This window comes from Burkholderia sp. RS01 (assembly GCF_039748055.1).
Lineage (GTDB): Bacteria > Actinomycetota > Actinomycetes > Actinomycetales > Micrococcaceae > Arthrobacter.
This window is the reverse complement of the sequence record NZ_JBDLAK010000013.1, coordinates 1-23,643: the sequence shown is the minus strand read 5'-3', so window position 1 is coordinate 23,643 and position 23,643 is coordinate 1. Positions and strand designations below refer to the sequence as shown.

General features: G+C 66.6%; 24 protein-coding genes. 16 read left to right on the top strand and 8 right to left on the bottom strand.

Annotated elements, in window-relative coordinates; all coding sequences use genetic code 11:
• The first annotated feature begins 5 nt into the window (after positions 1-5).
• The 5 genes from aceB (at position 6) to ABFP37_RS13290 (ending at position 5,405) form a co-directional block, all read left to right on the top strand.
• The gene (gene aceB, locus ABFP37_RS13310; protein WP_078029236.1) at positions 6-1,604 is read left to right on the top strand and encodes a malate synthase A; all 1,599 of its coding nucleotides are present in this window, start codon (positions 6-8) and stop codon (positions 1,602-1,604) included.
• A gap of 3 nt (positions 1,605-1,607) precedes the next feature.
• A complete protein-coding gene (locus ABFP37_RS13305) occupies positions 1,608-2,882 on the top strand; it encodes an aldolase (protein WP_144275923.1) in 1,275 nt (424 codons plus the stop codon).
• Positions 2,883-2,892: 10 nt separating this feature from the next.
• The gene (locus ABFP37_RS13300) at positions 2,893-3,705 is read left to right on the top strand and encodes a bifunctional allantoicase/(S)-ureidoglycine aminohydrolase (RefSeq protein WP_347033913.1); all 813 of its coding nucleotides are present in this window, start codon (positions 2,893-2,895) and stop codon (positions 3,703-3,705) included.
• Positions 3,706-3,844: 139 nt separating this feature from the next.
• On the top strand, positions 3,845-5,002 hold the full coding sequence (locus ABFP37_RS13295) for a serine hydrolase domain-containing protein (RefSeq protein ID WP_347033868.1): 1,158 nt from the start codon (positions 3,845-3,847) through the stop codon (positions 5,000-5,002).
• Between the two features lie 46 nt (positions 5,003-5,048).
• The gene (locus tag ABFP37_RS13290; protein WP_347033867.1) at positions 5,049-5,405 is read left to right on the top strand and encodes a VOC family protein; all 357 of its coding nucleotides are present in this window, start codon (positions 5,049-5,051) and stop codon (positions 5,403-5,405) included.
• Here the strand turns inward: ABFP37_RS13290 and ABFP37_RS13285 are convergent.
• From ABFP37_RS13285 to ABFP37_RS13275, 3 genes are all read right to left on the bottom strand, one after another.
• A complete protein-coding gene (locus ABFP37_RS13285; protein WP_347033866.1) occupies positions 5,402-6,085 on the bottom strand; it encodes an HAD family hydrolase in 684 nt (227 codons plus the stop codon). The two genes, ABFP37_RS13290 and ABFP37_RS13285, sit on opposite strands and share 4 nt — an antisense overlap.
• Before the next feature lie 27 nt (positions 6,086-6,112).
• Complete coding sequence (locus ABFP37_RS13280; protein ID WP_347033865.1) at positions 6,113-6,409, bottom strand: hypothetical protein; 297 nt, start codon at positions 6,407-6,409, stop codon at positions 6,113-6,115.
• Between the two features lie 103 nt (positions 6,410-6,512).
• On the bottom strand, positions 6,513-8,318 hold the full coding sequence (locus tag ABFP37_RS13275; RefSeq protein ID WP_078029232.1) for a glycoside hydrolase family 15 protein: 1,806 nt from the start codon (positions 8,316-8,318) through the stop codon (positions 6,513-6,515).
• Between the two features lie 469 nt (positions 8,319-8,787).
• On the opposite strand from ABFP37_RS13275, the gene ABFP37_RS13270 reads away from it, so the two are divergent.
• Both ABFP37_RS13270 and ABFP37_RS13265 read left to right on the top strand, forming a co-directional pair.
• A complete protein-coding gene (locus tag ABFP37_RS13270) occupies positions 8,788-9,519 on the top strand; it encodes a DUF72 domain-containing protein (protein WP_347033864.1) in 732 nt (243 codons plus the stop codon).
• A gap of 93 nt (positions 9,520-9,612) precedes the next feature.
• Complete coding sequence (locus ABFP37_RS13265) at positions 9,613-10,671, top strand: phosphatase domain-containing protein (protein WP_078029230.1); 1,059 nt, start codon at positions 9,613-9,615, stop codon at positions 10,669-10,671.
• A 34-nt stretch (positions 10,672-10,705) separates the two neighbouring features.
• Here ABFP37_RS13265 and ABFP37_RS13260 read toward each other — a convergent pair whose 3' ends face one another.
• Positions 10,706-12,229, bottom strand: coding sequence for a GH1 family beta-glucosidase (locus ABFP37_RS13260; protein WP_347033863.1), 1,524 nt, complete (start codon positions 12,227-12,229; stop codon positions 10,706-10,708).
• A 172-nt stretch (positions 12,230-12,401) separates the two neighbouring features.
• Between ABFP37_RS13260 and ABFP37_RS13255 the strand changes: the two genes are divergently transcribed.
• The gene (locus tag ABFP37_RS13255) at positions 12,402-13,841 is read left to right on the top strand and encodes an ATP-binding protein (RefSeq protein WP_347033862.1); all 1,440 of its coding nucleotides are present in this window, start codon (positions 12,402-12,404) and stop codon (positions 13,839-13,841) included.
• 31 nt (positions 13,842-13,872) lie between these two features.
• Here ABFP37_RS13255 and ABFP37_RS13250 read toward each other — a convergent pair whose 3' ends face one another.
• Positions 13,873-14,220, bottom strand: coding sequence for a J domain-containing protein (locus ABFP37_RS13250; protein WP_347033861.1), 348 nt, complete (start codon positions 14,218-14,220; stop codon positions 13,873-13,875).
• 86 nt (positions 14,221-14,306) lie between these two features.
• Positions 14,307-14,732: an Hsp20 family protein gene (locus tag ABFP37_RS13245; protein ID WP_347033860.1), complete on the bottom strand. Its 426-nt coding sequence runs from the start codon at positions 14,730-14,732 to the stop codon at positions 14,307-14,309.
• Positions 14,733-14,880: 148 nt separating this feature from the next.
• Here ABFP37_RS13245 and ABFP37_RS13240 point away from each other — a divergent pair, with 148 nt between their 5' ends.
• Entirely contained in the window at positions 14,881-15,192 is a 312-nt protein-coding gene (locus tag ABFP37_RS13240; RefSeq protein WP_078029227.1) for a MerR family transcriptional regulator, read from the top strand.
• A 77-nt stretch (positions 15,193-15,269) separates the two neighbouring features.
• Here the strand turns inward: ABFP37_RS13240 and ABFP37_RS13235 are convergent, their stop codons facing one another.
• Entirely contained in the window at positions 15,270-15,476 is a 207-nt protein-coding gene (locus ABFP37_RS13235; protein WP_260681094.1) for an MmcQ/YjbR family DNA-binding protein, read from the bottom strand.
• A gap of 197 nt (positions 15,477-15,673) precedes the next feature.
• Entirely contained in the window at positions 15,674-16,450 is a 777-nt protein-coding gene (locus tag ABFP37_RS13230; protein WP_078029226.1) for a phosphatase PAP2 family protein, read from the bottom strand.
• 161 nt (positions 16,451-16,611) lie between these two features.
• Here ABFP37_RS13230 and ABFP37_RS13225 point away from each other — a divergent pair, with 161 nt between their 5' ends.
• The 7 genes from ABFP37_RS13225 to ABFP37_RS13195 all read left to right on the top strand — a co-directional run bounded on the left by ABFP37_RS13225 (position 16,612) and on the right by ABFP37_RS13195 (position 23,419).
• Entirely contained in the window at positions 16,612-16,773 is a 162-nt protein-coding gene (locus tag ABFP37_RS13225) for a hypothetical protein (protein ID WP_185982427.1), read from the top strand.
• A gap of 107 nt (positions 16,774-16,880) precedes the next feature.
• Entirely contained in the window at positions 16,881-17,078 is a 198-nt protein-coding gene (locus ABFP37_RS13220) for a hypothetical protein (RefSeq protein WP_078029225.1), read from the top strand.
• A 78-nt stretch (positions 17,079-17,156) separates the two neighbouring features.
• On the top strand, positions 17,157-18,734 hold the full coding sequence (locus tag ABFP37_RS13215; RefSeq protein ID WP_078029224.1) for an alkaline phosphatase D family protein: 1,578 nt from the start codon (positions 17,157-17,159) through the stop codon (positions 18,732-18,734).
• A gap of 269 nt (positions 18,735-19,003) precedes the next feature.
• Positions 19,004-20,128: a multiple monosaccharide ABC transporter substrate-binding protein gene (chvE, locus tag ABFP37_RS13210; RefSeq protein WP_078029223.1), complete on the top strand. Its 1,125-nt coding sequence runs from the start codon at positions 19,004-19,006 to the stop codon at positions 20,126-20,128.
• Between the two features lie 98 nt (positions 20,129-20,226).
• Positions 20,227-21,756, top strand: a complete 1,530-nt coding sequence (gene mmsA, locus ABFP37_RS13205; protein WP_078029222.1) for a multiple monosaccharide ABC transporter ATP-binding protein — start codon at positions 20,227-20,229, stop codon at positions 21,754-21,756.
• A 5-nt stretch (positions 21,757-21,761) separates the two neighbouring features.
• On the top strand, positions 21,762-23,111 hold the full coding sequence (gene mmsB / locus ABFP37_RS13200; protein ID WP_347033859.1) for a multiple monosaccharide ABC transporter permease: 1,350 nt from the start codon (positions 21,762-21,764) through the stop codon (positions 23,109-23,111).
• A gap of 110 nt (positions 23,112-23,221) precedes the next feature.
• Positions 23,222-23,419, top strand: coding sequence for a hypothetical protein (locus tag ABFP37_RS13195; protein WP_347033858.1), 198 nt, complete (start codon positions 23,222-23,224; stop codon positions 23,417-23,419).
• Positions 23,420-23,643 lie beyond the last annotated feature (224 nt).

Below are 23,643 nucleotides of genomic sequence, written 5' to 3'. Positions count from 1 at the left end.
CCACAATGGCTATCACAGTCACAGACCCCCGGCCGATCGAACGTGCTGAGGAGATCCTCACCCCCAAGGCGCTGGCCTTCGTGGAGGAACTCCACAAGCGCTTCGCCGGCACCCGCTCGGACCTCCTCAAGGCCCGGGCCGTCAAGCGCGAGCACGTGGCCAGGACCGGCAGCCTCGATTTCCTGCCGGACACCCAGGACGTGCGCGACGGCGACTGGAAGGTCGCGCCTGCGCCGGCGGCCCTGCGGGACCGCCGGGTTGAGATGACGGGCCCCGCCTCCCCCGCGAAAATGGCCATCAACGCGCTGAACTCCGGCGCCAAGGTGTGGCTCGCGGACCTCGAGGACGCGAGCACCCCCACCTGGGCCAACGTCATCGACGCCATCCTGAACCTCCGCGACGCCGCCACGGGAACCCTGAGCTACACCTCCCCCGAGGGCAAGGAGTATCGGCTCCGCACGGACGCCCCGCTCGCCGTCGTGGTGGCCCGGCCCCGTGGGTGGCACATGGAGGAACGGCACCTGCTGATCAACGGCGCACCCGCCGTGGGCGCCCTGGTGGACTTCGGCCTGCACTTCTTCCACATCGCCAAGCAGCTGGTCCTCAACGGCCAGGGCCCCTACTACTACCTGCCCAAGATGGAAAGCCACCTCGAGGCCCGCCTCTGGAACGAGGTGTTCGTGTTCGCGCAGGACTTCCTGGGCATCCACCAGGGCACCATCCGCGCCACCGTGCTGATCGAGACCATCCCGGCCGCGTTCGAGATGGACGAGATCCTCTACGAGCTCCGCGACCACGCCTCGGGGCTGAACGCCGGCCGCTGGGACTACCTGTTCAGCATCATCAAGTACTTCCGCGACGCCGGCGCCAGCTTCGTGCTGCCGGACCGTGCCACGGTGGCCATGACCGCGCCCTTCATGCGCGCCTACACGGAACTGCTGGTCAAGACCTGCCACCACCGCGGCGCCTTCGCGATGGGCGGCATGGCAGCCGTCATCCCGAACCGGCGCGAACCCGAAGTCACAGCCCAGGCCTTCGAGAAGGTCCGCGCGGACAAGACCCGCGAAGCGAACGACGGCTTCGACGGCTCCTGGGTGGCGCACCCGGACCTCGTCCCGGTCTGCCAGGAAGTGTTCGACTCGGTTCTCGGCGACCGCCCCAACCAGCTGGATAAGCAGCGCCCCGAGGTCAGCGTGACCGCGGGCCAGCTGCTGGACATCGCCTCGGCCGACGGCCAGGTCACGGAAGCGGGCCTGCGCCTGAACCTGTACGTCGCCGTCGCCTACACGGCCGTGTGGATCTCGGGCAACGGTGCGGTGGCCATCCACAACCTGATGGAGGACGCCGCCACGGCCGAGATCTCCCGCTCGCAGGTGTGGCAGCAGATCCGCAACCAGGTGGTCCTCGCCGACACCGGCAACACCGTGACGCGCGAACTGGTCACGACGATCCTGGCCGAGGAGACCGAGAAGCTGCGCGGCGAGGTGGGCGAGGAAGCCTTCGAACGCTACTACCGGCCGGCCAGCAGCCTGATCGGAGACATCTGCCTGTCCGAGGACTACACGGACTTCCTCACCACCCCGGCCTACGAACTGGTGGGCTGACGCATGGCAGTACCCGAACCCTCGCTTAGTGCCGCTGACCTCGCCCGGATCGACTCCCAGCTGGCGGCCACCGACCGCCTGCTGGAGCGGAACTACCCCGGCGACGACGGCACCCGCCAGCCAGTTCACACCGTCTACGTCCCCGCGGACCGGTTCACGCCGTCGCTCGCCGCCGACTGGGGCGCCCAGGCGCTGTCGACGGCGGCCGCCCACGGCGGGCTGGCCCGGCTCGGCGCGCTGCTGGGCCAGGACGGCGACCTGGCCGCCTCCGTCGCCTCACGGGTGGAGGCGAAGCTGAGCAGCGAACCGATCGAGGACCTCCGGCTCGACTTCGAGGACGGCTTCGGGGACCGGGGCGACGACGCCGAGGACGCCGCCGCCGTCTCGGCGGCTTCCGCCGTGGCCGCCGCTGTTGCGGCCGGCTCCGCGCCGCCGTTCATCGGGATCCGGTTCAAGTGCTTCGAAGCCCCCACCCGGGCCCGCGGGCTGCGCACCCTGGACCTGTTTGTTTCGGGCCTGGCCGCGGCCGGCGAGCTCCCCGATGGCCTGGTCCTCACGCTGCCCAAGGTCACCACGGTGGCCCAGGTGGAGGCGATGGACTTCGCCGTTTCCCGGCTCGAGGAAATCCACTCGCTGCCGGCGGGCCGGCTGCGGTTTGAGGTGCAGGTGGAGACGCCGCAGCTCATCCTCGGCCCGGACGGCAGCTCACCTGTGGCGCAGCTTCCGCACGCGGTCCCGGGCAGGATCAGCGGCCTGCACTACGGCACGTACGACTATTCCGCTTCCCTGCAGATCTCCGCCGAATACCAGTCCATGGAACACCCGGTGGCGGACTTCGCCAAGGAAGTCATGCAGCTGGCCGCCGCCGGCACGGGCATCCGGCTGTCGGACGGCTCCACCAACATCATTCCCGTGGGCGACAACGTGGAGAACGCGTGGCGCCTGCACGGGCGGCTGGTGCGGCGTTCCCTGGAACGCGGCTACTACCAGGGCTGGGACCTGCACCCGGCCCAGCTGCCCAGTCGGTTCGCGGCGACCTACGCGTTCTACCGCCAGGGGCTGCCCGCCGCGGCGGCACGGCTGCGTAACTACATTGAACACACCGAGGGCGGGGTCATGGACGAACCGGCCACCGCCCGGGCGCTGGCCGCCTTCGTGCTGCGCGGCGTCCAGTGCGGCGCCGTAGGTGCCGAAGACGTCCAGGCGCTTGCCGGCGTCGGAATCCCCCAACTCACCGGCCTGGCCCACCCGAGGCTGGCCCACACCACTTCGAAGTAAGGATCCAATGATGGGCAAGTACTACTACCCCCAGGGCGGCCTGCCGCCGCAGACCCACCTCACCACGGAACGGGCCATCGTCACGGAAGCCTACACGGTCATCCCCAAGGGCGTCATGACCGATATCGTGACCAGCACCCTGCCGGGATTCTCCAACACCCGCTCCTGGATCCTGGCCCGCCCGATCTCCGGGTTTGCCACCACGTTTTCGCAGCTGATCGTGGAGATCGGCCCGGGCGGCGGTGCTCCCAAGGCCGAGTTTGAGCCCGGCGTCGAAGGCGTCGTCTTCGTCACCAAGGGCAAGGTCAACCTGACCCTCGACGGTGAACTGCACCAGCTTGAGGAGGGCGGCTACGCCTACCTGGCCGCCGGTGCCACCTGGGGACTGGAGAACGTCTCGGATGACATTGTCTCCTTCCAATGGATCCGCAAGGCCTACGAGCGGCTCGAGGGCTACGAGGCAAAGTCCTTCGTCACCAGTGATGCCGAGGTGGAACCCACCGCGATGCCGGATACCGACGGCGCCTGGAAGACCACCCGCTTCACGGATTCCAGCGATCTGGCCCACGACATGCAGGTGAACATTGTGACGTTCCAGCCGGGCGGTGTCATCCCGTTCCCGGAGACCCACGTCATGGAGCACGGCCTGTACGTCCTCGAGGGCAAGGCCATGTACCTGCTCAACAACGACTGGGTTGAGGTGGAGGCCGGCGACTTCATGTGGCTGCGCGCCTTCTGCCCGCAGGCCTGCTACGCCGGCGGCCCGGGCCAGTTCCGTTACCTGCTGTACAAGGACATGAACCGCCAGATCCGCCTGACCTAGCCTGCCTGCCTTTTAATAGCGACGCTTAATACCCACGATGAGATCGCCGGAAGCCTGCCACCGCAAGCGTCCGGCGATCTCCCGCGTTCCGGCAAATTCGGTGCGGCGCTTGCGGCGGCTTGGCGCGTATCCTGATGCCATGCCAGGGCTCCGGTTTCCGGGCTCCATCCAGCGATGCGTTGCAGCCGTGGCTGCAGGCATGCTGGCCGTCGCCCTCGGCGGTTGCACACCGGTGCCCAAGCCGCCCGACCGGCAGACGCCGCCCAGCTGGATATTCGCGGACCTGCTTGATTTCAGCCAGACGATGCGCGAGGAGGGCGCTCCGGCGGTCCTCGTCCAGGCAAAGAATAACGGTGTGGAGTGGACTCACGCCCAGGGGGTCCGGACCCTCGACGGGCGGCAGCCGGTGCAGCTGACCGATCCTGTCCAGATGGGCGGGCTGACGACGTCCATGATCGCCGTCTCCGTGCTGAGGCTCGCGGAAGAAGGCCGCATCATGCTCGACGGCACGGTGGACCAATACCTTCCGGAATTCAGCCGCATCCTGAAGGAGCCTGAGCCGATTACCGTCCGCAGGCTGCTGAACCAGGAGTCGGGCATCCCGGACTACGGCGACGAACTGTGGACGTCTGGGCCTCTCCGGCAGGTCTTCAACACGCCCCTGTCCCTGCGGGACCGGCTCAGGCTCGCCGCGCACCTGCCCTGGGCGTACAAACTCGCCCAGCCCTTCGAGCCTTCCGGATCGAACTTCGTCGCCCTCGCCCTGCTCATAGAACAGCTCAGGGTTCATCCCTTCGCCGAGGTCCTGCGGTCGGAGATTATCGAGCCGCTGGGACTCACGGACACCTTCATGACCGCCGGAGGGCCTCCGAAAGCGGAGCTCCTGCACGGGTACATCACCGTTGAGGACAAGCAGTTCGATGTCGCCTATCCCCGGGTGTACATCGACGCCCCTGGCGGCATGGTTTCCACGGTCCGGGATGCCAACACCTACTATGCGGCGCTGCTGCAGGGAAAGCTCCTGAAGCCCTCCACCCTGGCCCAGATGAAGGAAGCGGTGTACTCCGACTTCAAACTCGGGATGACCCGGTGGAACGATACCTGCACCAACGACTTCTACTACGGCAACATCGGGGACGTGCAGGGCTACGGGATGGTGGCGATGACCAGCGCCGACGGTACGCGGCAGATCTCCATGGCCATGACCTATCCGCCGTCGCCGTTCGTGGCCTTCCTCCACCCGCTCGTCCCGGAGATGGCCGATCTGGCCCAGCAAATATTGAACGACTGGTGCTAAGGCCGCCACCCTTGCATCGGGACGGGACGCGCGGAAGCATGAAGGCATGCTGACGATCGGAACAACTGTCCTCGGAGTCAACGACGTCGCCCGCGCCACCGCGTTCTGGTGTGATGCCTTGGGCTACGTCCCCCGGGAGGAGGGCGACGAAACGTGGGTGGTGCTGGTTCCGCAACGGGGCGAGGGCGCCCGGCTGGCCCTCATGCTCAGCGAGTCGCCCGTGCAGGCACACCCGCGCATCCACCTGGACCTTTACGCCGATGACCAGGCCGGCGAAGTGGAACGGCTCGTGGAGCTCGGAGCTTCCCGCGTGGACGGGGACCTGTACCCGGACGACCCCGACTTCGTGGTCCTGGAGGACCCGGACGGAAACCGCTTCTGCGTTGTGGACGCAGGGGCCTAGCCCTCCAGCAGCCTGCCGATGGCGCTGTCCCTGAGTCCGTCCAGGAGCTCGCCGGGTCCTTCGTAGACTTCGACCGCGCCGGCCGCCCGGAGTTCCGCCTCGCTCGTGCCGCCGCAGGTGACCCCGATCGTGGGGATCCCGAGCTTATTGGCGGCCAGCACATCCCAGACGGCATCCCCCACGTAGACAACATCGGTGGCCGCAAGCCCCAGCGCGTCGAGCGCCGCCACCAAGATGTCCGGCTCGGGCTTGCTTTCCTCGGCATCGTCGGCGCTCGTGGCCGCATGGATGAAGGAATCGGCGGCGAGGGTGGAGCGGAGGGCCTTAAGGTCCCCGCCCTTCGCGGAGGAGGCCAGCGCCACGGCCAGCCCGCTCTCGTAGCACTGGGCCAGCAAGTTCCGGGCTCCGCTGAACGCGCGGAGGGACGGCCAGTACGTGCCGAATATTCCCGAGTGCGCCGACAGGACAGTGTCGTCGAGGGATTTGTCGCGTTCCTCCGGCAGCAGGCCGTCCACCAGCCGCGGGCCGCCCATTCCCACGCAGCGGTGGATCCGTGCCATGTGCACGTCAAAGCCGGCCTGGCGGAACGCCTGCCACCAGGCAATCGTGTGGATATAGGACGAATCGACGAGAGTCCCGTCCACATCGAACAGGACTCCCTTGGTGTATCGGCCTTTCAACTGGCGGTTCGGCATTCCTCCGCGGCCTCAGTGCCCGGCCGGCGAGTGCGGATGCGTCAGGAGGGCGGGCGTGCGGGTTGCGCCCGAGGTTGCCGCCTTACGTGCGGGCTTGGTGCTGTGGACTGCGGGCCGCTTGACTGCATCCTTGCAGTGATCGCGGACCAGTCCCATGCCGGCAATCTCACGGGCACGCGCCACGCCGGCCACAGCTGCGCGCTTGGTGGGAAAAGTGACGGAGACGGCCATGAGCGCCCCCGATCCGTCAAGCAACCGGATCCTGTAGCCTCCGTCGGGAGCGTCCACCAATTCGAAATATCCAGCCATCGCGCTTTCCTCCTTCTTCACCATCCGCTTCTTCACGATTCGGCGAGTTATTAGTAAGTATACTTACTGCCAGCTGCAAGATAAGAGCCAAAAAGGGGCAGCGTCAGGCCCTGCCCGCCCTTGACTCCATGGGCTTGTCACTGCGCCGGGGCCGCTGCTGGTGAAGTTCCAGGGCGCTCGTCACGAGCGCGAAGTGGCTGAACGCCTGTGGCGTGTTTCCCAGGTGCCGCGCACTTTGGACACCCCATTCCTCGCTCAGCAGGCCGACGTCGTTGCGGAGCGCCAGCAGGCGCTCGAAGAGCTCCGTGGCCTGCCGCCGGCGGCCGGCACCGAGCAGCGCTTCCACGAGCCAGAACGAACAGGCCAGGAAGACACCTTCGTCGCCGGGCAGGCCGTCGTCGCTTTCCTGGGGCCGGTACCGGAGCACGAATCCGTCCTCGGTGAGTTCCCGCTGGATGGCGTCGATGGTACCGATCACCCGGGGATCATCCGGCGGCAGGAAGCCCACGCGCGGAATGAGCAGCAGGCTGGCATCCAGCTCGGGGCGGTCGTAGGACTGCGTGAACGTGTTCCGTTCCGCGTCGAAGCCGTGCGTCATCACGTCGTCGCGGATGGTGTCCCGCAGGGCCTCCCAGCGGTCGGCCGGACCGGGAAGGCCCGAATCCCTGACGCCCCGGACCATCCTGTCCGCCGCGACCCAGGCCATGATCTTCGAATGCGTGAAATGGCGCCGCGGCCCGCGCATTTCCCACAGCCCGTTGTCCGGCTGGTCCCATGCGCCTTCCAGGTATTCCATCAGCGCCACCTGGACATCCCAGGCTTCGTCCGTGTGCTTCAGCAGGGAGTTGCGCGTGAGGGACAGGCAGTCCAGCACCTCGCCCCAGACATCCAGCTGCAGCTGGCCCGCAGCGCCGTTGCCGATGCGGACCGGCGACGAGCCCTCGTACCCTGCCAGCCAGGGGATCTCCATCTCGGGCAGCCGGCGTTCGCCGTGGATGCCGTACATGATCTGCAGGTCCGCCGGATCGCCCGCGACGGCGCGCAGCAGCCAGTCCCGCCAGGCGGCAGCCTCTGCCGTGTAGCCGGCGGCAAGCAAAGCCTGCAGCGTCAGGGTGGCGTCACGGAGCCAGCAGAAGCGGTAGTCCCAGTTGCGCGGGCCGCCCAGCTGCTCCGGGAGGGACGTGGTCACGGCCGCCACGATGCCCCCGGTGGGAGCGTAGGTGAGGGCCTTGAGCGTGATCAGCGAACGCTCCACCGCATCCTTATAGGGGCCGGTCACCTTGGACCGCCCGGCCCATTCCCGCCAGAATTTCTCGGTGGACTCCAGGACGCTTTCGGCGTCCACGGACCGGGGCCGGTGGACGTGGCTCGGCGCCCAGGTCAGCACGAACGGCACACGATCGCCGGCCTTTACGGTGAACTCGCTGACGGTCTGCATGTGCTCGCCCCGAAGCGGCGCGTCCGTCACGAGGTAAGCAGAATCCGGCCCGGCGATGGCATGCAGTCCGCGGCTGTCTCGGCGCACCCAGGGCATGATGTGGCCATAGTCGAAACGCAGGGCCAGCTGCCCTTTCATCCTGACCTTGCCATGCAGGCCCACCACAATCCGCACGATGTCCGCCACTTCGTCGCGCGGGGGCATGAAGTCGATGACCCGCACCGCTCCGTCTTCGGTTTCCCACTCGGTTTCCAGGATCAGGGTGTGCCGGCGGTAGCGGCGGCTGGTACATTCGCCGCCGCCCTCAGGTGCCAGGATCCACCGGCCCGATTCGGGCGTATCGAGGAGCGCATTGAAGCACGCAGAGGAGTCGAAGCGCGGCAGGCAGAGCCAGTCGATGGAGCCTTCCGTGCTGATCAGGGCTGCCGTGTGCAGATCGCCCACCATGGCGTAGTCCTCGATGCGTACCATGCCCTTACAGTGCCACAGCTGACCCCGCGGCACGAGAGGATGCCGGGTGTAGCCTGAACGCAGGTAAAGCAGTTGCCGTCGGAAGCTGACTGTTGTCCCTGCCGGGCCGTCCTTGGCGAGAGGGCAGGGCAGAACTTTGGAGCCAACTTTTGGATAGTGACCTGAACGAAACCGACGTGGCGGAGTACGCCCATGACCTCCTGCTCGGAACCCGGGACGTCGGGGACTTCCTCAATGAACTGGCACGCTACTCCGCCGGCAACCTTCCGGACCGCATGGCCAGGTCCATTGCGGCATCACCCTCCTGCGGCGCCGTTCCGCGGCCACCGTGGCCAGCAGCAGCGAGCGTGCCCTGGTTCTTGACGAGCTCCAGTACCAGTTCGGCGACGAGTGACTGGTGCCCCCGTCGGACGGAATCCGCCGACAGGGAGCACTTTTCGACCGTCCATGAACTGAGAACGGGGGCACGGTGACGGTGTACATCGGCACGTCCGGCTGGAGCTATGACCATTGGGAAAATGTGCTGTACCCGCCCGGGCTGCCCGCCCGGGACCGACTGCAGCACTACGTGGCGCGGTTCAGGACCGTGGAGCTGAATGCGAGCTTCTACCGCTGGCCGCGGGACACCTCCTTCGCGAGCTGGCGGCGCCGGCTGCCCGACGGATTCGCCCTGTCCGTCAAGGCCCCGCGCGGCCTGACCCACGGCAAGAAGCTCTACGGCCCGGACGTGTGGATCGAGCGGATCGCGCGGTGCTGGCATGAGCTTGGCGACAAACGCGCCGTGCTGCTGGTCCAGCTGCCGCCGGATCTGGCACGCGACGACGCCCGCCTTGGCTATTTCCTTGCCGCCATGCCGGACTGGATCCCGGTCGCGGTGGAGTTCCGGCACCCCAGCTGGGACCACCCCGAGGTGTACAGCATGCTGGAGCGGCACCAGGCCGCGTACTGCGTCATGAGCGGCGCCAATTTGCCCTGCATCCTGCGCGCCACCGCCCCCTTCGTTTACGTCCGGCTGCACGGTCCGGACCACCAGCACCTGTACGGCGGATCGTATTCGGATGAGGAGCTTGGCTGGTGGGCTGACCGGATCCGCGAGTGGCGCGGCGTCGGGAAGGATGTGTACGCCTATTTCAACAACGACGGCGGGGGTAACGCCGTGCGGAACGCGGAGACCCTGCGGTGGCTGCTGGGAGACGGCTGATCGGGGCCGGCGCCCGTGCGGCCGTCCCGGTGGCTGAAGGTAACAGAGCATGACGGCGACCCGCCGGACCCCGGCCTGTGGCAGAGTGAAGGAATGGACACCGCGTCACACCAAACATCCCTGTCAGGCAAGCGCGTCTTCCGCCTGGCCCACCGGCTCTCAGACGCGGTAAACACCGCGCGCCTGAAACTTGCGCGGCGCTGGAAGTTCGAACCCAAAACCATTGCCTACCAGGGCTACGGCTCGACAGGGTGGGTCCGCGTCCTCGGCAGGGTGGTGCTGGCCAGCAAACCGGTGCCGGGCAGCCGCGCGGAGCACGCCGCCAAGAACGGCAACGAAAACGTGCGCGGCTGGCGGGCGTTCACCAGTGTGCCCATCCCGCGGTCCGAGGTGGAGATTGAGATCGGCGGAACGGTCACCAAGGTCACGGCCGACCGGGGCGGACTGATTGACATCGATGTCCAGGTGTCCCTCGCGCCGGGCTGGCACACGGCCGTCCTGCGTTCAGTCGGCACGGAACCGGCCGAAGCCCGCATCTTCGTCATCGGCCCCGAAACCAACTTCGGAATCGTGTCCGATATCGACGACACCGTCATGGTCACGGCCTTGCCGCGGCCCTTCCTTGCCCTGTGGAACACGTTTGTGCTCAGCGAGCGTGCCAGGATGGCGACCCCGGGAATGGCTGTACTGCTGGACCGGCTGACAGTGGAGCACCCTGAAGCGCCGGTGATCTACCTTTCCACCGGCCCCTGGAACGCGGCGCCCACGCTGGCCCGGTTCCTCAACCGCAACATGTATCCGTCCGGCGCCCTGCTGCTGACCGACTGGGGGCTCACGCAGGACCGCTGGTTCCGCAGCGGCCAGGACCACAAACTCGGGAACCTACACCGGCTCGCCGCCGAGTTTCCGCACATGCGCTGGCTCCTGGTCGGCGACAACGGCCAGCACGACGAGGAGATCTACTCGGAGTTCGCCCAGGACCACGCTGACAAGGTGGCGGCCATCGCCATCCGGCAACTGTCCGTCAGCGAATCAGTCCTCGCCGGCGGCCACTCGGAGGACGGCGACCACAGCGCCTCCTCCGTGCCGTGGATCTACTCCCCCGACGGCGCCGGCATGGCCCGCCAGCTCAGGGAGCTCCAGCTCATCTGACCGGCCCTGACCTGACCCATGCTGGCCTGACGGGTCAGAGTTCGAGTGGCTGCGCGCCGCCGTCGGCCTGCATCGCTTCCGGCACCACGGCCGCGGCGATGGCGGCTCCCGCCGAGGTCACAAGCTTGCGTTCCTCGAGGAGTTCCTGGAACCAGTAGTAGGACGCTTTCGGCGTCCGCTCCTGGGTCTCGAAGTCCACGTGCACCAGCCCGAAGGGCTGCTTGTATCCGCCGGACCACTCGAAGTTGTCCATCAGGGACCATACGTAATAGCCGCGAAGGTCGAGCCCTTCCGCCACGCCGCCGGGGGCCGTGGCCGCAAGTGCCGTGCCCAGGTGGTCCGACAGGTAGCGCAGGCGCCGCTCGTCCGGGATGAACTTGCGGTTGGTCGACTTGTCCGTGACGATGATGTCTTCGAAGCTCGCTCCGCCTTCGGTGATGATGACGGGCGGGAGGTTGGGATACCGGTCCCGCATCTCCTTGAGTGCGACCGCCATGTATCCCGGCTTGACTGGCCAGCCGTAGGCGGTGGTCTCCGTGTCCGGCCAGGGCTCGATGTGCAGCGGCGCGCCGGGCGTGGCGGCGCTGAGATCGTCCCCCATGGCCTCGGCCATGGCCGCAGGCACCGGACTGTCGCCGGCGCCGGCCGCCACCCGTGTGGGCATGTAGTAGTTGAGCCCGTAGAAGTCCAGCGGCTGGGAGATGACGCCCATGTCCTCGTCCGGATGCTCGAAGGACGAAAAGAACTTTCCGACCCGCACGAGGTCCGGGTACTTTCCCAGAAGGACCGGGTCCGAGTACAGGCGATTTTGGGCCACGTCCATTGCCCCGGCGCTCATCCAGTCCAGCGGGTTGCCGGAGTTCGGCACCATGGGTGAGTAGACATTGGTCATGCCGATTTCGCCCGGCACCTTTGCCGCCCGCAGCGCCTGGACCGCCAATCCGTGGCCCAGCAGCTGGTGGTGCACGGAAGGCAGCCCGTTCGAGAACTCCGCCTTGCCCGGCGAATGCAGGCCGAGTGCATAGCCGTTGGTGGTGACCGTTGCGGGCTCGTTGATGGTCACCCAGCGGGCCACCCTGTCGCCGTAGGCGGCCGCGGCGACTGCCGCGAACTCGCCCAGCCTGTAGGCCGTGTCCCGGTTCAGCCATCCGCCGGCCTCGTCCAGGGGCAGGGGCGTGTCCCAGTGGTAGAGCGTCACCATCGGAGAGATCCCGTTGGCCAGGAGCTCGTCCAGCAAGCGGTCGTAAAAGTCCAGCCCTGCGCGGTTCACCGGTCCGCTGCCGCGGGGCTGGATTCGCGGCCATGAAAGGGAGAATCGATATGAGTCGATGCCCAATTCCTTCATGAGGGCAACGTCCTCGGGCATCCGGTGGTAGTGGTCACACGCCACCGCCGGGCTGTGGCCGTCCACGATCGCACCGGGCTTGGCGGCAAAGACATCCCAGCCTGCAGGTCCGCGGCCATCCTCGTCGAGCGCGCCTTCGATCTGGAAAGCGGCTGTTGCCACTCCGAGCGTGAAGGCCGCCGGAATCGTGGCGGCCAGCTCTTTGGCGGACATGTGCATGAGCGGAACCTCTATGGTGTTGTCGGGAAGGCTAGGTATATCAGTGAACTGCGGTATCTTCCAGAATGACACACGCCGTGTCGGCTGACGAGGGCATCCCGCTCCGACCGGCGGGCGCGCCCAGGGGGCCGCGGGCGTCGACTGATTGCACTGGTAGGGCCTGCGCATGGATGAAAATTTGGCGAAGTTCATCGACAATTTTGCCCGGCTGGTGGAACTCGCGCAGTCCGGCCAGCACCGGGTCCGTGCGGGAACGCAGCTGCTGACGACGCTCACAGACCATCTGGGGATCCCCGCCGAATCACTGTCCGTGGTGGTGGAGGAAATTCCGCCGCACCGGTTCGTGGATGCGGACATCCTGATGGCCGAGCTGGCCGGTGCGGATGAGGGATTCCGGCTCGTGGGCATCGGCGGCGGTGACCAGCGCCACCACCAGTCACTCAGCGACATGCTGCAGCAATCCCAGTTCTTCCCGCAGTTCCCGCTGTCCCAGCCCGATTACACCAACCTCGCCGTGGGGCCGGACGAGCAGCGGCAGGCGGTGGCGCTCGGGCTGTGGCTCTTCAGGCACGGAGGCAGGCCAGTCGCCGTCCTGCAGCGTGACGCCAACCCCCGGTACGGACGGCAGACCGCCTCCCTCGAAGTCCTGGCAGGCGACACCACGAACTCCGCCGGCTTCCTGTCCGATTTCCGCAGGCAGATGCAGCACCGCAGTGTCCTGAAGGGCCAGGTCATATCACTGGTCATGGGCGAGTATGGCCCCAGCGCCGCAGGAGTCACGTTCCATCCCCGGCCGGAGCTGGCTGCCTCTGATGTCATCCTGCCGGACGGCCTGCTGCAAAAGGTGTCGGACCATGCCCTCGGGATCGCCGAGCACCGTGAGTCGCTCAGCGAATACGGGCAGCACCTCAAGCGGAACATCCTGCTCTACGGCAAACCCGGCACGGGCAAGACGCATACCGTGCGGTACCTGTTGAGCCAGAGTGACGGCGCCACCGCCATCCTCCTGTCCGGCGGATCGCTGGCCAGAATCTCGGAAGCCGCCACCATGGCCAGGGCGCTGCAGCCGTCCATCGTGGTTCTTGAGGACTGCGACCTGATCGCCGAGGACCGGAGCTTCGGGCACGGGCCGCAGCCGCTGTTGTTCGAAGTGCTGGACGCCATGGACGGCCTGGACAGCGACGCCGACGTTGCGTTCGTCCTCACCACAAACCGCGTGGACATGCTTGAACGCGCCCTGGCACAGCGTCCCGGCCGTGTGGACCTTGCCGTGGAGATCCCCCTCCCGGCCGTGGCGGAACGCACCGAACTGGTGAAACTGTATGCCCGCGGGATCCCCTTCAGTCCTGCTGCGGTGCAGGACGCCGCCGCGCGCACCGAAGGCACCACGGCCTCGTTCGCCCGCGAGCTCGTGCGCCGGGCGGTAGTGGCCGCCGCGTTGGAGGGCGTGCCCGTCGCCGACGGGCACCTGGGCCAGGCAGTGGACGGGCTGATGGCCGACGGCGAAGCCCTCACCCGCAGCCTCCTCGGCAGTGGCCCCGGCGACGGCGACGGTTTCGGCGGGCCAGGCTTCGGCGCGCAAGGCCACTTCCACCCCGGGGCATGATGACTTGGGGAAAATGACGCTGGCGTAGGGTTCAAGCCCAGGGGCCGCTCTCCCACCGGACAGGGCCGACCCACAGCGGCGGATCCGCGTGCGGGATGCGCCGGACGGGGATGTTCCGCGGGTTGGCGGTGCTGGTGCGGACCGGACTGGTGTCGGCGGAACGGGCGGTTTCCTGGTCATAGGCACTGCGGCGTTCCGGGTCCCTCAGCACGAAGAAGGCCTGCATGATGCGCTGCAGTTCGGCGGGCACGGCTTCCCCGCTGTCCAGGTCAGGATGATGCGTGCGCATCAGGGAACGGTAGGCGCGCGCGATCTCCTGCTGCGTCGCACCGCGGGGAACGTGCAACACCGCGTAGTGGTCGGGAACGGCGCTGGCCATCGGGGGTCCCCTAGCTGGAGGGTACAGGACCGGCTTCCGGTTCCGCCCGAAGCGGGAAACCGGAAGCCGTCCCCGGGGCGACTCGGTTAGCTTCCGATTTCGTGCAGCTGGCCCCTGCTCTCAATTTCGATCTTGCGGGGCTTGGCCTGCTCGGCAACCGGGATCCGGAGCGTCAGCACGCCGAGATCATAGGTGGCCTTGATGTGCTCGGTATCGAGGGTGTCGCCGAGAATCAGCTGGCGGCTGAAGACGCCGCGGGGCCGCTCGGCAACCACCAGCTCAACGTTGGGCTGCGTCGGGTCGCGGCGCTCTGCCCGGACTGTCAGGACGTTCCGTTCAACGTTCAGGTCCACGGTGTCGGGCGTGACGCCGGGCAGGTCAAAGGCGACGACAAACTCGCCGTCCTCCTGCCACGCGTCCATGGGCATCGCGGCCGGACGAGCCGCCGTGCCGAAGACCTGCTGGGTGAGCCGGTCCAGCTCACGGAACGGGTCGGTACGGATCAACATCATTTCCCACTCCTTCAGCATGTAGGTGTTCATGGCAACCCACCCCGAGATCCATGATTCAGATCTATGGTGGTGGATATAGATTTTTTATAGCATCCGTGACAAACTGGCGCAAGAGACTATTTCGAAAATTTCCAGACCGGGGGAAACAGTGGCAGATCAGGGCGACGACCGGGGGCTGTACGCCATTTCCGTGGTGGCGGAACTCCTCGGTACCGGCCAGCAGAACATCCGGCTCTACGAGCGCCGCGGCCTGCTCACCCCGGACCGGACATCAGGCGGAACCAGGCAGTACAGCGAGCAGGACCTGGCGGTCCTGCGCCGGATCGCGGAGCTCCTGGACGACGGGCTCAACCTGGCGGGCGTGGCCAAGGTGCTTGCCCTCGAGGTGGACAACGCCAGGCTCCGGCGGGAGCTGGAACGGTCCCGGACCCGAAACTCGCGGCGCGCCACCGGCCTCTGAAACACGCGGCACCGAGCTCCCCGCGCCCGGCGCACCACGCTTCTCAACTCCGTGTGCCGCTCAGCTCCGTCCGAATCTTAGCTCCGTCCGCCAGCGAGCATGAATGACTCCTCCAGCAGCTCGGCGAGTTCGCCGCCGTCGAGCCTTTCAAGCCGGACCAGCACCAGCTGCGGCGACCGCTCGTGGTGCGGCGTCCAAAAGTACGTCTCCGGATCCGTGCCCGCGAGCGCCTCGCGCTCCCCGGTTTTGACGGTCAGCACGCCCTCTTCCCAGATCCGGGCCATCAGCGTCTTCGCGAACCATGCCGGCTGACCCAGCTGGGACGTTCGGTGACGCCCGGCAGTGAGAGGCAGATGCGGCGGACGTCGGCTTCGGTGACCATGCCCCACTGTGGCACCGCGCGCCGGCCGCGGCAATATCCGCGCGGACACGCGGCTACCCGGGCGCGCCGCCACCTGGACGCGCGGACACGCGCGCGCCGTCAATCCGCGGGGGAATCAGCTTTGGACAGCTCGCCGGTGACGGCCTCACCCCGCACCCGGGCAGTCCGCCAGGTATCCACGGCGATCACGGCGCCCACCACCACAAGGGAGAGCGCCACAGAGGCCACGGCGTCGCTCACCCAGTGGTAGCCGAGGTAGAGCCGGCTGACCGCCGCCAGGAACACGCCAATAATGGCGAAGACAAATGCGACGGCGGCCGACTTGGACTTCCGCCGAGAAAACACGAGGAACGTGGTCACCAGCAGAAAGTCCGAGGCACCCAGCACATGGCCGGAAGGGAACGAAAAGGTGTGGTCGGCCCCGAACAGCATGAGATCCACCGGCGGGCGGTCACGCCCAACGGAATGGCCGATGAGCTGCGCCAGCCCCACACCCGTGAGCATCGCAGCCGCCAGCAAAATGGGCCGCCAGGCGTGCTTGGCCAGGATCCCCCACGCGACCGTGACCACCAGGACGATGATAGGCAACCCCACCGGCCCAAATATGACCGCCAGGGCAATCATGACAACGGTCAAGGCACCGGAGCGCAGGGTCAGCAGCCATTGCCGCGCTGCCTCGTCGGCGCTCGCCACTCCGTCGTGCTGGAGGACTCCGGCCAGTGTCACGAAGAAGACTGCGGCACCCACCAGCACCAGGACCACCGCAGTCACGTAAAGCGCTTTTCTCGCTCCGGCGTCCATGTAGCGTTCCTCAACCACGAACTTGTCGTGGAATGTCCGCCACCAGCCCGCCTTGCCCGCTGATTCTTCTGCCATTGGAAGCCTGCCTATACGCCGAGGGGAAACTGTCCTCTGATGAGAATATCCCCGTTGCGGAAACGCCGGGCGGAAAAAGCCATGTTCGGCGGCGCCTTACGGAGGAACCGCGCCGCTGTTACCGTGAACTACCCAGCCACTACAAGGCCTCAGGAGACAGCATGAGCACTGAAGGAACCGGAACAGGCCAGGACGATCAGCCTGATGCAGCCGCACCAAAGGACGGGAAAGCGGCACTCCCCACAACCGACCCCCAAGTGGCCACCGCCGAAGAAACTGAAGACGTCGACAACACCCCCGTGGACACCACCGAGCCGGGCTGACACTGGCGCAGCCCGAATCAGGGCCGCCGAATCCGGGCTCTGTCCCGCAGCAGGACCCCGGTGGATAATGGATTCACAGTGGTGGCGACGCAGCTACGGAGGATGCCATGAGGATCGTCGGAACGCTATTGATCATCTGGCTCCTCATCGGGGCCTTTGCTGCATTCCAGCGCGGTTATTTCGGCGGTTCCCCTAACTCGTGCGCCGAGTTCGGCACCGTGGCCGTGACCATCGTCGCCGGGCCGCTGAACTACATGGGCGCCAACCCCAAGATCGCCTGCGAAGTTCCGCAGCCCTCAAAGTAGCCGGACGGCACGATTGCGTTCACTCCCGATTCACGCGCGCGTTCTCGCTTGTCCAAACGGGCTAGCTAGGTTCGGGCCATGGACATTACGCGCAGAACGCTCATCACCACCGGCCTTGGTGCCGGACTCGTCATCGCCCTGCCCGGAACCGCAATCGCCGACGAACGGAACTCGGAGGCTAGCCTTCCCACAGACCCTTTCACCCTGGGCGTGGCCTCCGGCGACCCGTGGCCTGACGGCTTTGTGATTTGGACCCGCCTCGCCCTCAGCCCGCTCGCGGAAGACGGCCGGGGCGGCATGCCGTCGCGCACCGTCGCCGTGGGCTGGGAAGTGGCCGAAGACCCGGCAATGCGGAAGGTTGTCCGGCGCGGGGTCGAGCAGGCCGTGACGGCAGGCGCCCACTCCGTGCATGCCGAGCTGCGCGGACTCAAGCCGGGCCGCGAGTATTTCTACCGTTTCCGTGCCGGCCGCCACATCAGCCCGGTTGGCCGCACACTGACAAGCCCGGCCTGGAACGAGACGCCCGCGGCGCTGGCCATGTCCTTCGCCAGCTGCGCCCAGTACGAGCACGGCTATTTCACGGCCTACCGGCGCCTCGCCGAGGACCAGCCGGACCTCGTGCTGCATCTGGGCGACTACCAGTACGAATACAAGAAGGGCTCCTACGTGACGGCGGGCGGCAACCCCCGCGACCACGAGGGGCCGGAGACTGTGACGCTCGAGAACTACCGCCAGCGCCACGCGCAGTACAAGGCCGACGCCGACCTTCAGGCCGCGCACGCGGCCGCACCGTGGCTGGTGGTCTGGGACGACCACGAGGTGGACAACAACTGGGCGGATGAGGTGCCGGAGAACACCGACCCGGCCCAGCTGAATGACACCGCCCCCAACTTCCGCCGGCGCAGGGCTGCGGCGTTCCAGGCTTATTACGAAAACATGCCCCTGCGCGCTCCCACCAGTCCCGCGGGGGCAGACATGAAGATCTACCGCACCGTGCAGTGGGGACAGCTGGCGAACTTCCACATGATGGACACCCGCCAGTACCGGGACGACCAGCTGGCCGGCGACGGCTGGCGCAGGAACGTGCAGGAGCGCCTCGCGGAGAACCGGACTATCACGGGCGCGGAGCAGGAACAGTGGCTGCTGGACGGATTCCGGAAGTCCCGTGCCCGCTGGGATGTCCTGGGCCAGCAGGTGTTCTTCGCCGAACGCGACCGCAACGCGGCCGCGGACATCGACGACATGTCCATGGACGGCTGGGACGGCTACGCCGCTTCCCGCCGCCGGATCACCCAGGGCTGGGTGGACGCGAAGGTGAGGAACGCCGTCGTGCTTACCGGCGACGTCCACCGCAACTGGGCCAACAACGTCAAGGTCGACTACAAGAACCCGGGTGCGCCCGTGGTGGGCTCGGAACTGGTGTGCACTTCCGTCACCTCGACCGGCAACGGAACAGGCTCCGTCACAGACCCGACCATGGCCTGGAACGATCATCTGAAGTTCTTCAACGATCAGCGCGGGTACGTCAGGACCACCATCACCAAGGACTCGATGACGGCCGACTTCCGGGTGCTGGACTACGTGGCGGCCCCCGGTTCGCCGGTGAGCACCAAGGCCTCCTTCCAGATCCACGACGGCGTTCCGGGACTGCAGTAGCGCGGCTAACCGCTCCAAATACGCGGCGGGGTGCCGGCCCATTCCGGCCGGCATCCCGCCGTCAAAACCGTTACGCTCCTCCCGTGGCACTGCCGGTTCCGGGACGCGGACGCGTGTGAGTTGACTCACAGTCGGAAATTGGGCTATTCTCGACTTTGTTAGCGCTCACAACGTGACCGCAACGCCACCAGCCGGTCCCGTCGGAAGGCGCAGATGCCTTTCGACCCAGCACCAATTCGCGGCACGAGTCAGCCGCGGAAGGAGAACAAGTGCGTATCAAGAAACTTCTGGGCGCCTTTGCAGTCGTCCTCGCCGTCACCGTGGGGGCAACCGGCTGCGGCAGCCGGCCCGGCACCGCGGCCCCGTCCGGCAGCGCAGACGCTGCCGGTGCCCTCGTCGGCATCTCCATGCCCACGCAGACGTCCGAACGCTGGATCGCCGACGGCAAGAACGTCTCCGAGTCCGTAGCCAAGCTCGGCTACAAGGCGGACCTTCAGTACGCCAACGACGACATCCCCACACAGGTCTCGCAGATTGAGAACATGCTCACGAAGGGCGCGAAGGCGCTCATCATCGCGGCCATCGACGGCACCACCCTGACGGACGTCCTGGCCAAGGCCAAGGAACAGAACGTCAAGGTCATCGCGTACGACCGCCTGATCAACGGCACGCCGAACGTCGACTTCTACACCACCTTCGACAACTACACGGTGGGCGTCCAGCAGGCGACGTCCCTCCTGACCGGGCTGGGCCTCATGGACGCCAGCGGCAAGAAGGTGGACGGCAAGGGCCCGTTCAACGTGGAGCTCTTCGCCGGCAGCCCGGACGACAACAACGCGAACTTCTTCTGGACCGGCGCCATGGACACCCTGAAGCCGTTCATGGATGCCGGCACCATCAAGGTGCCCAGCGGCCAGACCAAGTTCGAGCAGGCAGCCATCCTCCGGTGGCAGGCACCCGTCGCGCAGAAGCGCATGGAGGACATCCTCACCGCCGCCTACAGCTCGGGCAAGAAGCTCGACGGCGTGCTGTCGCCATATGACGGACTGTCGATCGGCATCATTTCCGCCCTGACCAGCACCGGCGGCTATTCCAAGGGCAGCCTGCCGGTCGTCACCGGCCAAGACGCGGAGAAGGGCTCCGTGAAGTCCATCATCGCCGGGGAACAGTACTCCACCATCTTCAAGGACACCCGCAAGCTGGGCGAGCAGGCAGTGAAGATGGTCGACGCGGTCCTCAAGGGCCAGCAGCCCGAAACCAACGACACCGAAACCTACAACAACAAGGTCAAGGTAGTTCCCGCGTTCCTGCTGAAGTCCGTGATCATCACCAAGGACAACTACAAGCCGGAGCTCGTTGACTCCGGCTACTACACGGAGGCCGACATCAAGTAGCCGCCGTGACGGGTGCGGCCGGGCCCCTGCCCGGCCGCACTCCCCGGGGGCCCTGCATCAGCAGGAGTCCGGCTCCAACCAATCTGCGGGAAATAAACATGAACGTACCCATCCTTCAAATGCGGGGAATCACCAAGACTTTCCCCGGCGTCAAAGCCCTCCAGGACGTCACCCTGGACGTGAACCGCGGCGAGGTCCACGCCATCTGCGGTGAGAACGGGGCAGGGAAGTCCACCCTCATGAAAGTGCTGTCGGGCGTGTACCCGCACAACACGTTTGACGGCGACATCCTCTTTGAAAACGAGCCGTGTGACTTTTCCACCATCAGCGACAGCGAAAAGCGCGGCATCGTCATCATCCATCAGGAACTGGCGCTGAGCCCGTACCTGTCCATCGCGGAGAACATCTTCCTCGGCAACGAACTGGCGACCCGCGGCTGGGTGGACTGGCGCAAAACCAACCTTGAAGCCGCCAAGCTGCTGGCCCGGGTCGGACTCAGCGAAAACCCGGTGACACCAATCCAGCACATCAGCGTCGGAAAGCAGCAGCTCGTCGAGATCGCGAAGGCGCTCTCCAAGGAAGTAAAGCTGCTCATCCTCGACGAGCCCACGGCCGCGCTGAATGACGAGGACTCGGGCCACCTGCTGGACCTCATCCTGCACCTGAAAGGCCAGGGCGTCACCAGCATCATCATCAGCCACAAGCTCAACGAGATCCGGAAAGTGGCGGACGCCGTCACCATCATCCGGGACGGCAGGACCATCGAGACCCTTCGGCTCGACCAGGGGCAGATCACCCAGGAGCGCATCATCCGCGGCATGGTGGGCCGCGACCTCGAAAGCCTTTACCCGGACCGCACGCCCAGCATCGGCGAAGAAGTCCTCCGGATTGAAGACTGGACGGTGCAGCATCCGCAGGACCACACCCGCACCGTGGTCCACAACGCCAGCCTCAATGTCCGCAAGGGCGAGGTCGTCGGGCTCGCCGGCCTCATGGGAGCCGGCCGGACCGAGCTGGCCATGAGCGTCTTCGGCCGGACGTACGGCCGCGCCGTGTCCGGGAAAGTGTTCAAGCACGGGCAGGAGATCAACACCTCCACCGTGTCGGAGGCAATCCGCCACGGGCTCGCCTACGCAACGGAGGACCGGAAGCACTACGGCCTGAACCTCATCGAGGACATCAAGCGCAACGTCTCGATGGCTGCCCTCCGGAAGCTCGCCAAGCGCGGCTGGGTGGACAGGAACGAAGAGACCATCGTTGCCAACCGGTACCGGACCAGCATGAACATCAAGGCCCCCTCGGTTGCGGCCATCACGGGCAAACTGTCCGGCGGCAACCAGCAGAAGGTGGTCCTGAGCAAGTGGATGTTTTCGGACCCGGACGTGCTGATTCTCGACGAGCCGACCCGCGGCATCGACGTGGGTGCCAAGTTCGAGATCTACACGATCATCGCGGAACTCGCCGCCGAGGGTAAGGCCGTCATCGTGATCTCCTCCGAGCTCCCCGAACTCCTGGGCATCTGCGACCGGATCTACACGCTGTCCGCGGGGCACATCACCGGCGAAGTGCCAATCGCCGAGGCCACCCAGGAAACCCTCATGCACTACATGACCAAAGAGAAGGAATAACGAACATGTCCGCCCTACGAGAATCCCTCGGCTTCCTGACAAGCCGCCTCCGCCAGGTTGGCATCTTCGTCGCCCTGATCCTGATCGTCCTGCTCTTCCAGGTCCTCACGGACGGGATCCTGCTCCAGCCCCAGAACGTCACCAACCTGGTGGTCCAGAACAGCTACATCCTGATCCTGGCCATCGGCATGGTGATGGTGATCATCGCCGGCCACATCGACCTCTCCGTCGGCTCCATTGCGGGCTTCATCGGGGCCGTATCGGGCGTGATGATCGTCCACTGGGGCTGGGCCTGGTGGATCGCCATCCCGGCCTGCCTGCTGGTGGGCGCGCTCGTCGGGGCCTGGCAGGGCTACTGGATTGCCTACGTGGGCATCCCTGCGTTCATTGTGACCCTGGCGGGCATGCTCATCTTCCGCGGCCTGACGCTGATCACGCTCAAGAACCAGCAGATCACCCCGTTCCCGGACGAACTCCGGGCCCTGGGCGGAGGCTTCCTCCCGGACATCTCCGGCGGCACCTCGGTGCTGGAGTGGCTGACGGTCATCCTCGGCGTCGGCGGCACCGCCGCGATCCTGTTCCAGTCCATCAAGGAACGCCGCGTGCGCCGGAAGTTCAACCTCGAAAACGAGCCCATGGCCTGGTTCGCCACCAAGACGTCGTTCATCGCGGTGCTCATGCTGACCATCACGTTCCTCCTCGCCAGCTACCGCGGCACCCCGATCGTGCTGATCGTCCTCGCCGTCCTGGTGATCGCCTACTCGGCGCTGATGAGCAACAGCATCTTCGGCCGGCACACGTACGCGATCGGCGGCAACCTCCACGCAGCCGAGCTCTCCGGCATCAAGACCAAAGCCGTGACGTTCCGGCTGTTCGTGAACATGGGTGTGCTTGCCGCCCTGGCCGGACTCGTGTTCACCGCGCGCCTGAACTCGGCGCAGCCGGCGGGGGGCACGGGCTTCGAACTGGATTCCATTGCCGCGGCGTTCATCGGCGGAGCCGCAGTCCAGGGCGGAATCGGCACCGTGGCCGGAGCCATGATCGGCGGCCTCATCATGGGCGTGCTCAACAACGGCATGTCCATCCTGGGCCTGGGCACCGACTACCAGCAGCTCATCAAGGGCCTGGTGCTCCTGCTCGCAGTGGGCTTCGACATCTTCAACAAGAACCGCAGCGGCGGCGGATCCACCATCGCCAAACGGTTCAAGTGGAAGACGGCCCCGTCGGACAGCGCCGAGGAACCCCAGCCGGCAGCCAAGACGCCCGTTGCCGTTGCCGCCAAGCCTGCGGGCGCCGGGCCAGTGGGCGCCGAGCCGGTGGGCGCGGAGCCGGTGGGCGCGGTCGAAAACCCCTGATCCGCCCCGCCAGGCCCAACTGGGTAGCAGCACGCGCCGTTCTCAGCGCCCAGAACCGCGTGTGCTGCTACCCAGTTGGGCGGGCAGGGCACCGCACGGAAGGAATGCGCATGTCCCACGCCAGCGACGACTGGAACCTGTTGATCGGACGCACCGTGGAGCTGCGGCGCGACGGCCTGCACGTCCGCACTGCCGAGGTGGAGAATGCGTCCCTGGATTCGTCGGTGATGTGGCTGCGATTCGACGGCAACCACGGCCGCCAGCTGATCGCGAAGTCGGACGGCTTCGAGGTGCGGCCGGTGTCCTGAGCCAGTTCAGGTCACCGGCCGCACGGAATGCCGGCCCGTTCAGGAACTGCTCGGGCTCAGGGCCTGGCGGCGTTCCTCACCAGTCGTGCACGGTGCCGTCGACGAGGCGGTTATAGGGCAGGTAGGCCTGCTGGTACGGGTAGGCCGCGGCGGCTTCTTCGTTGAATTCGACGCCGATGCCGGGCTTCTCGCCCGGGTGCAGGTAGCCGTCCACGAAGGTCATG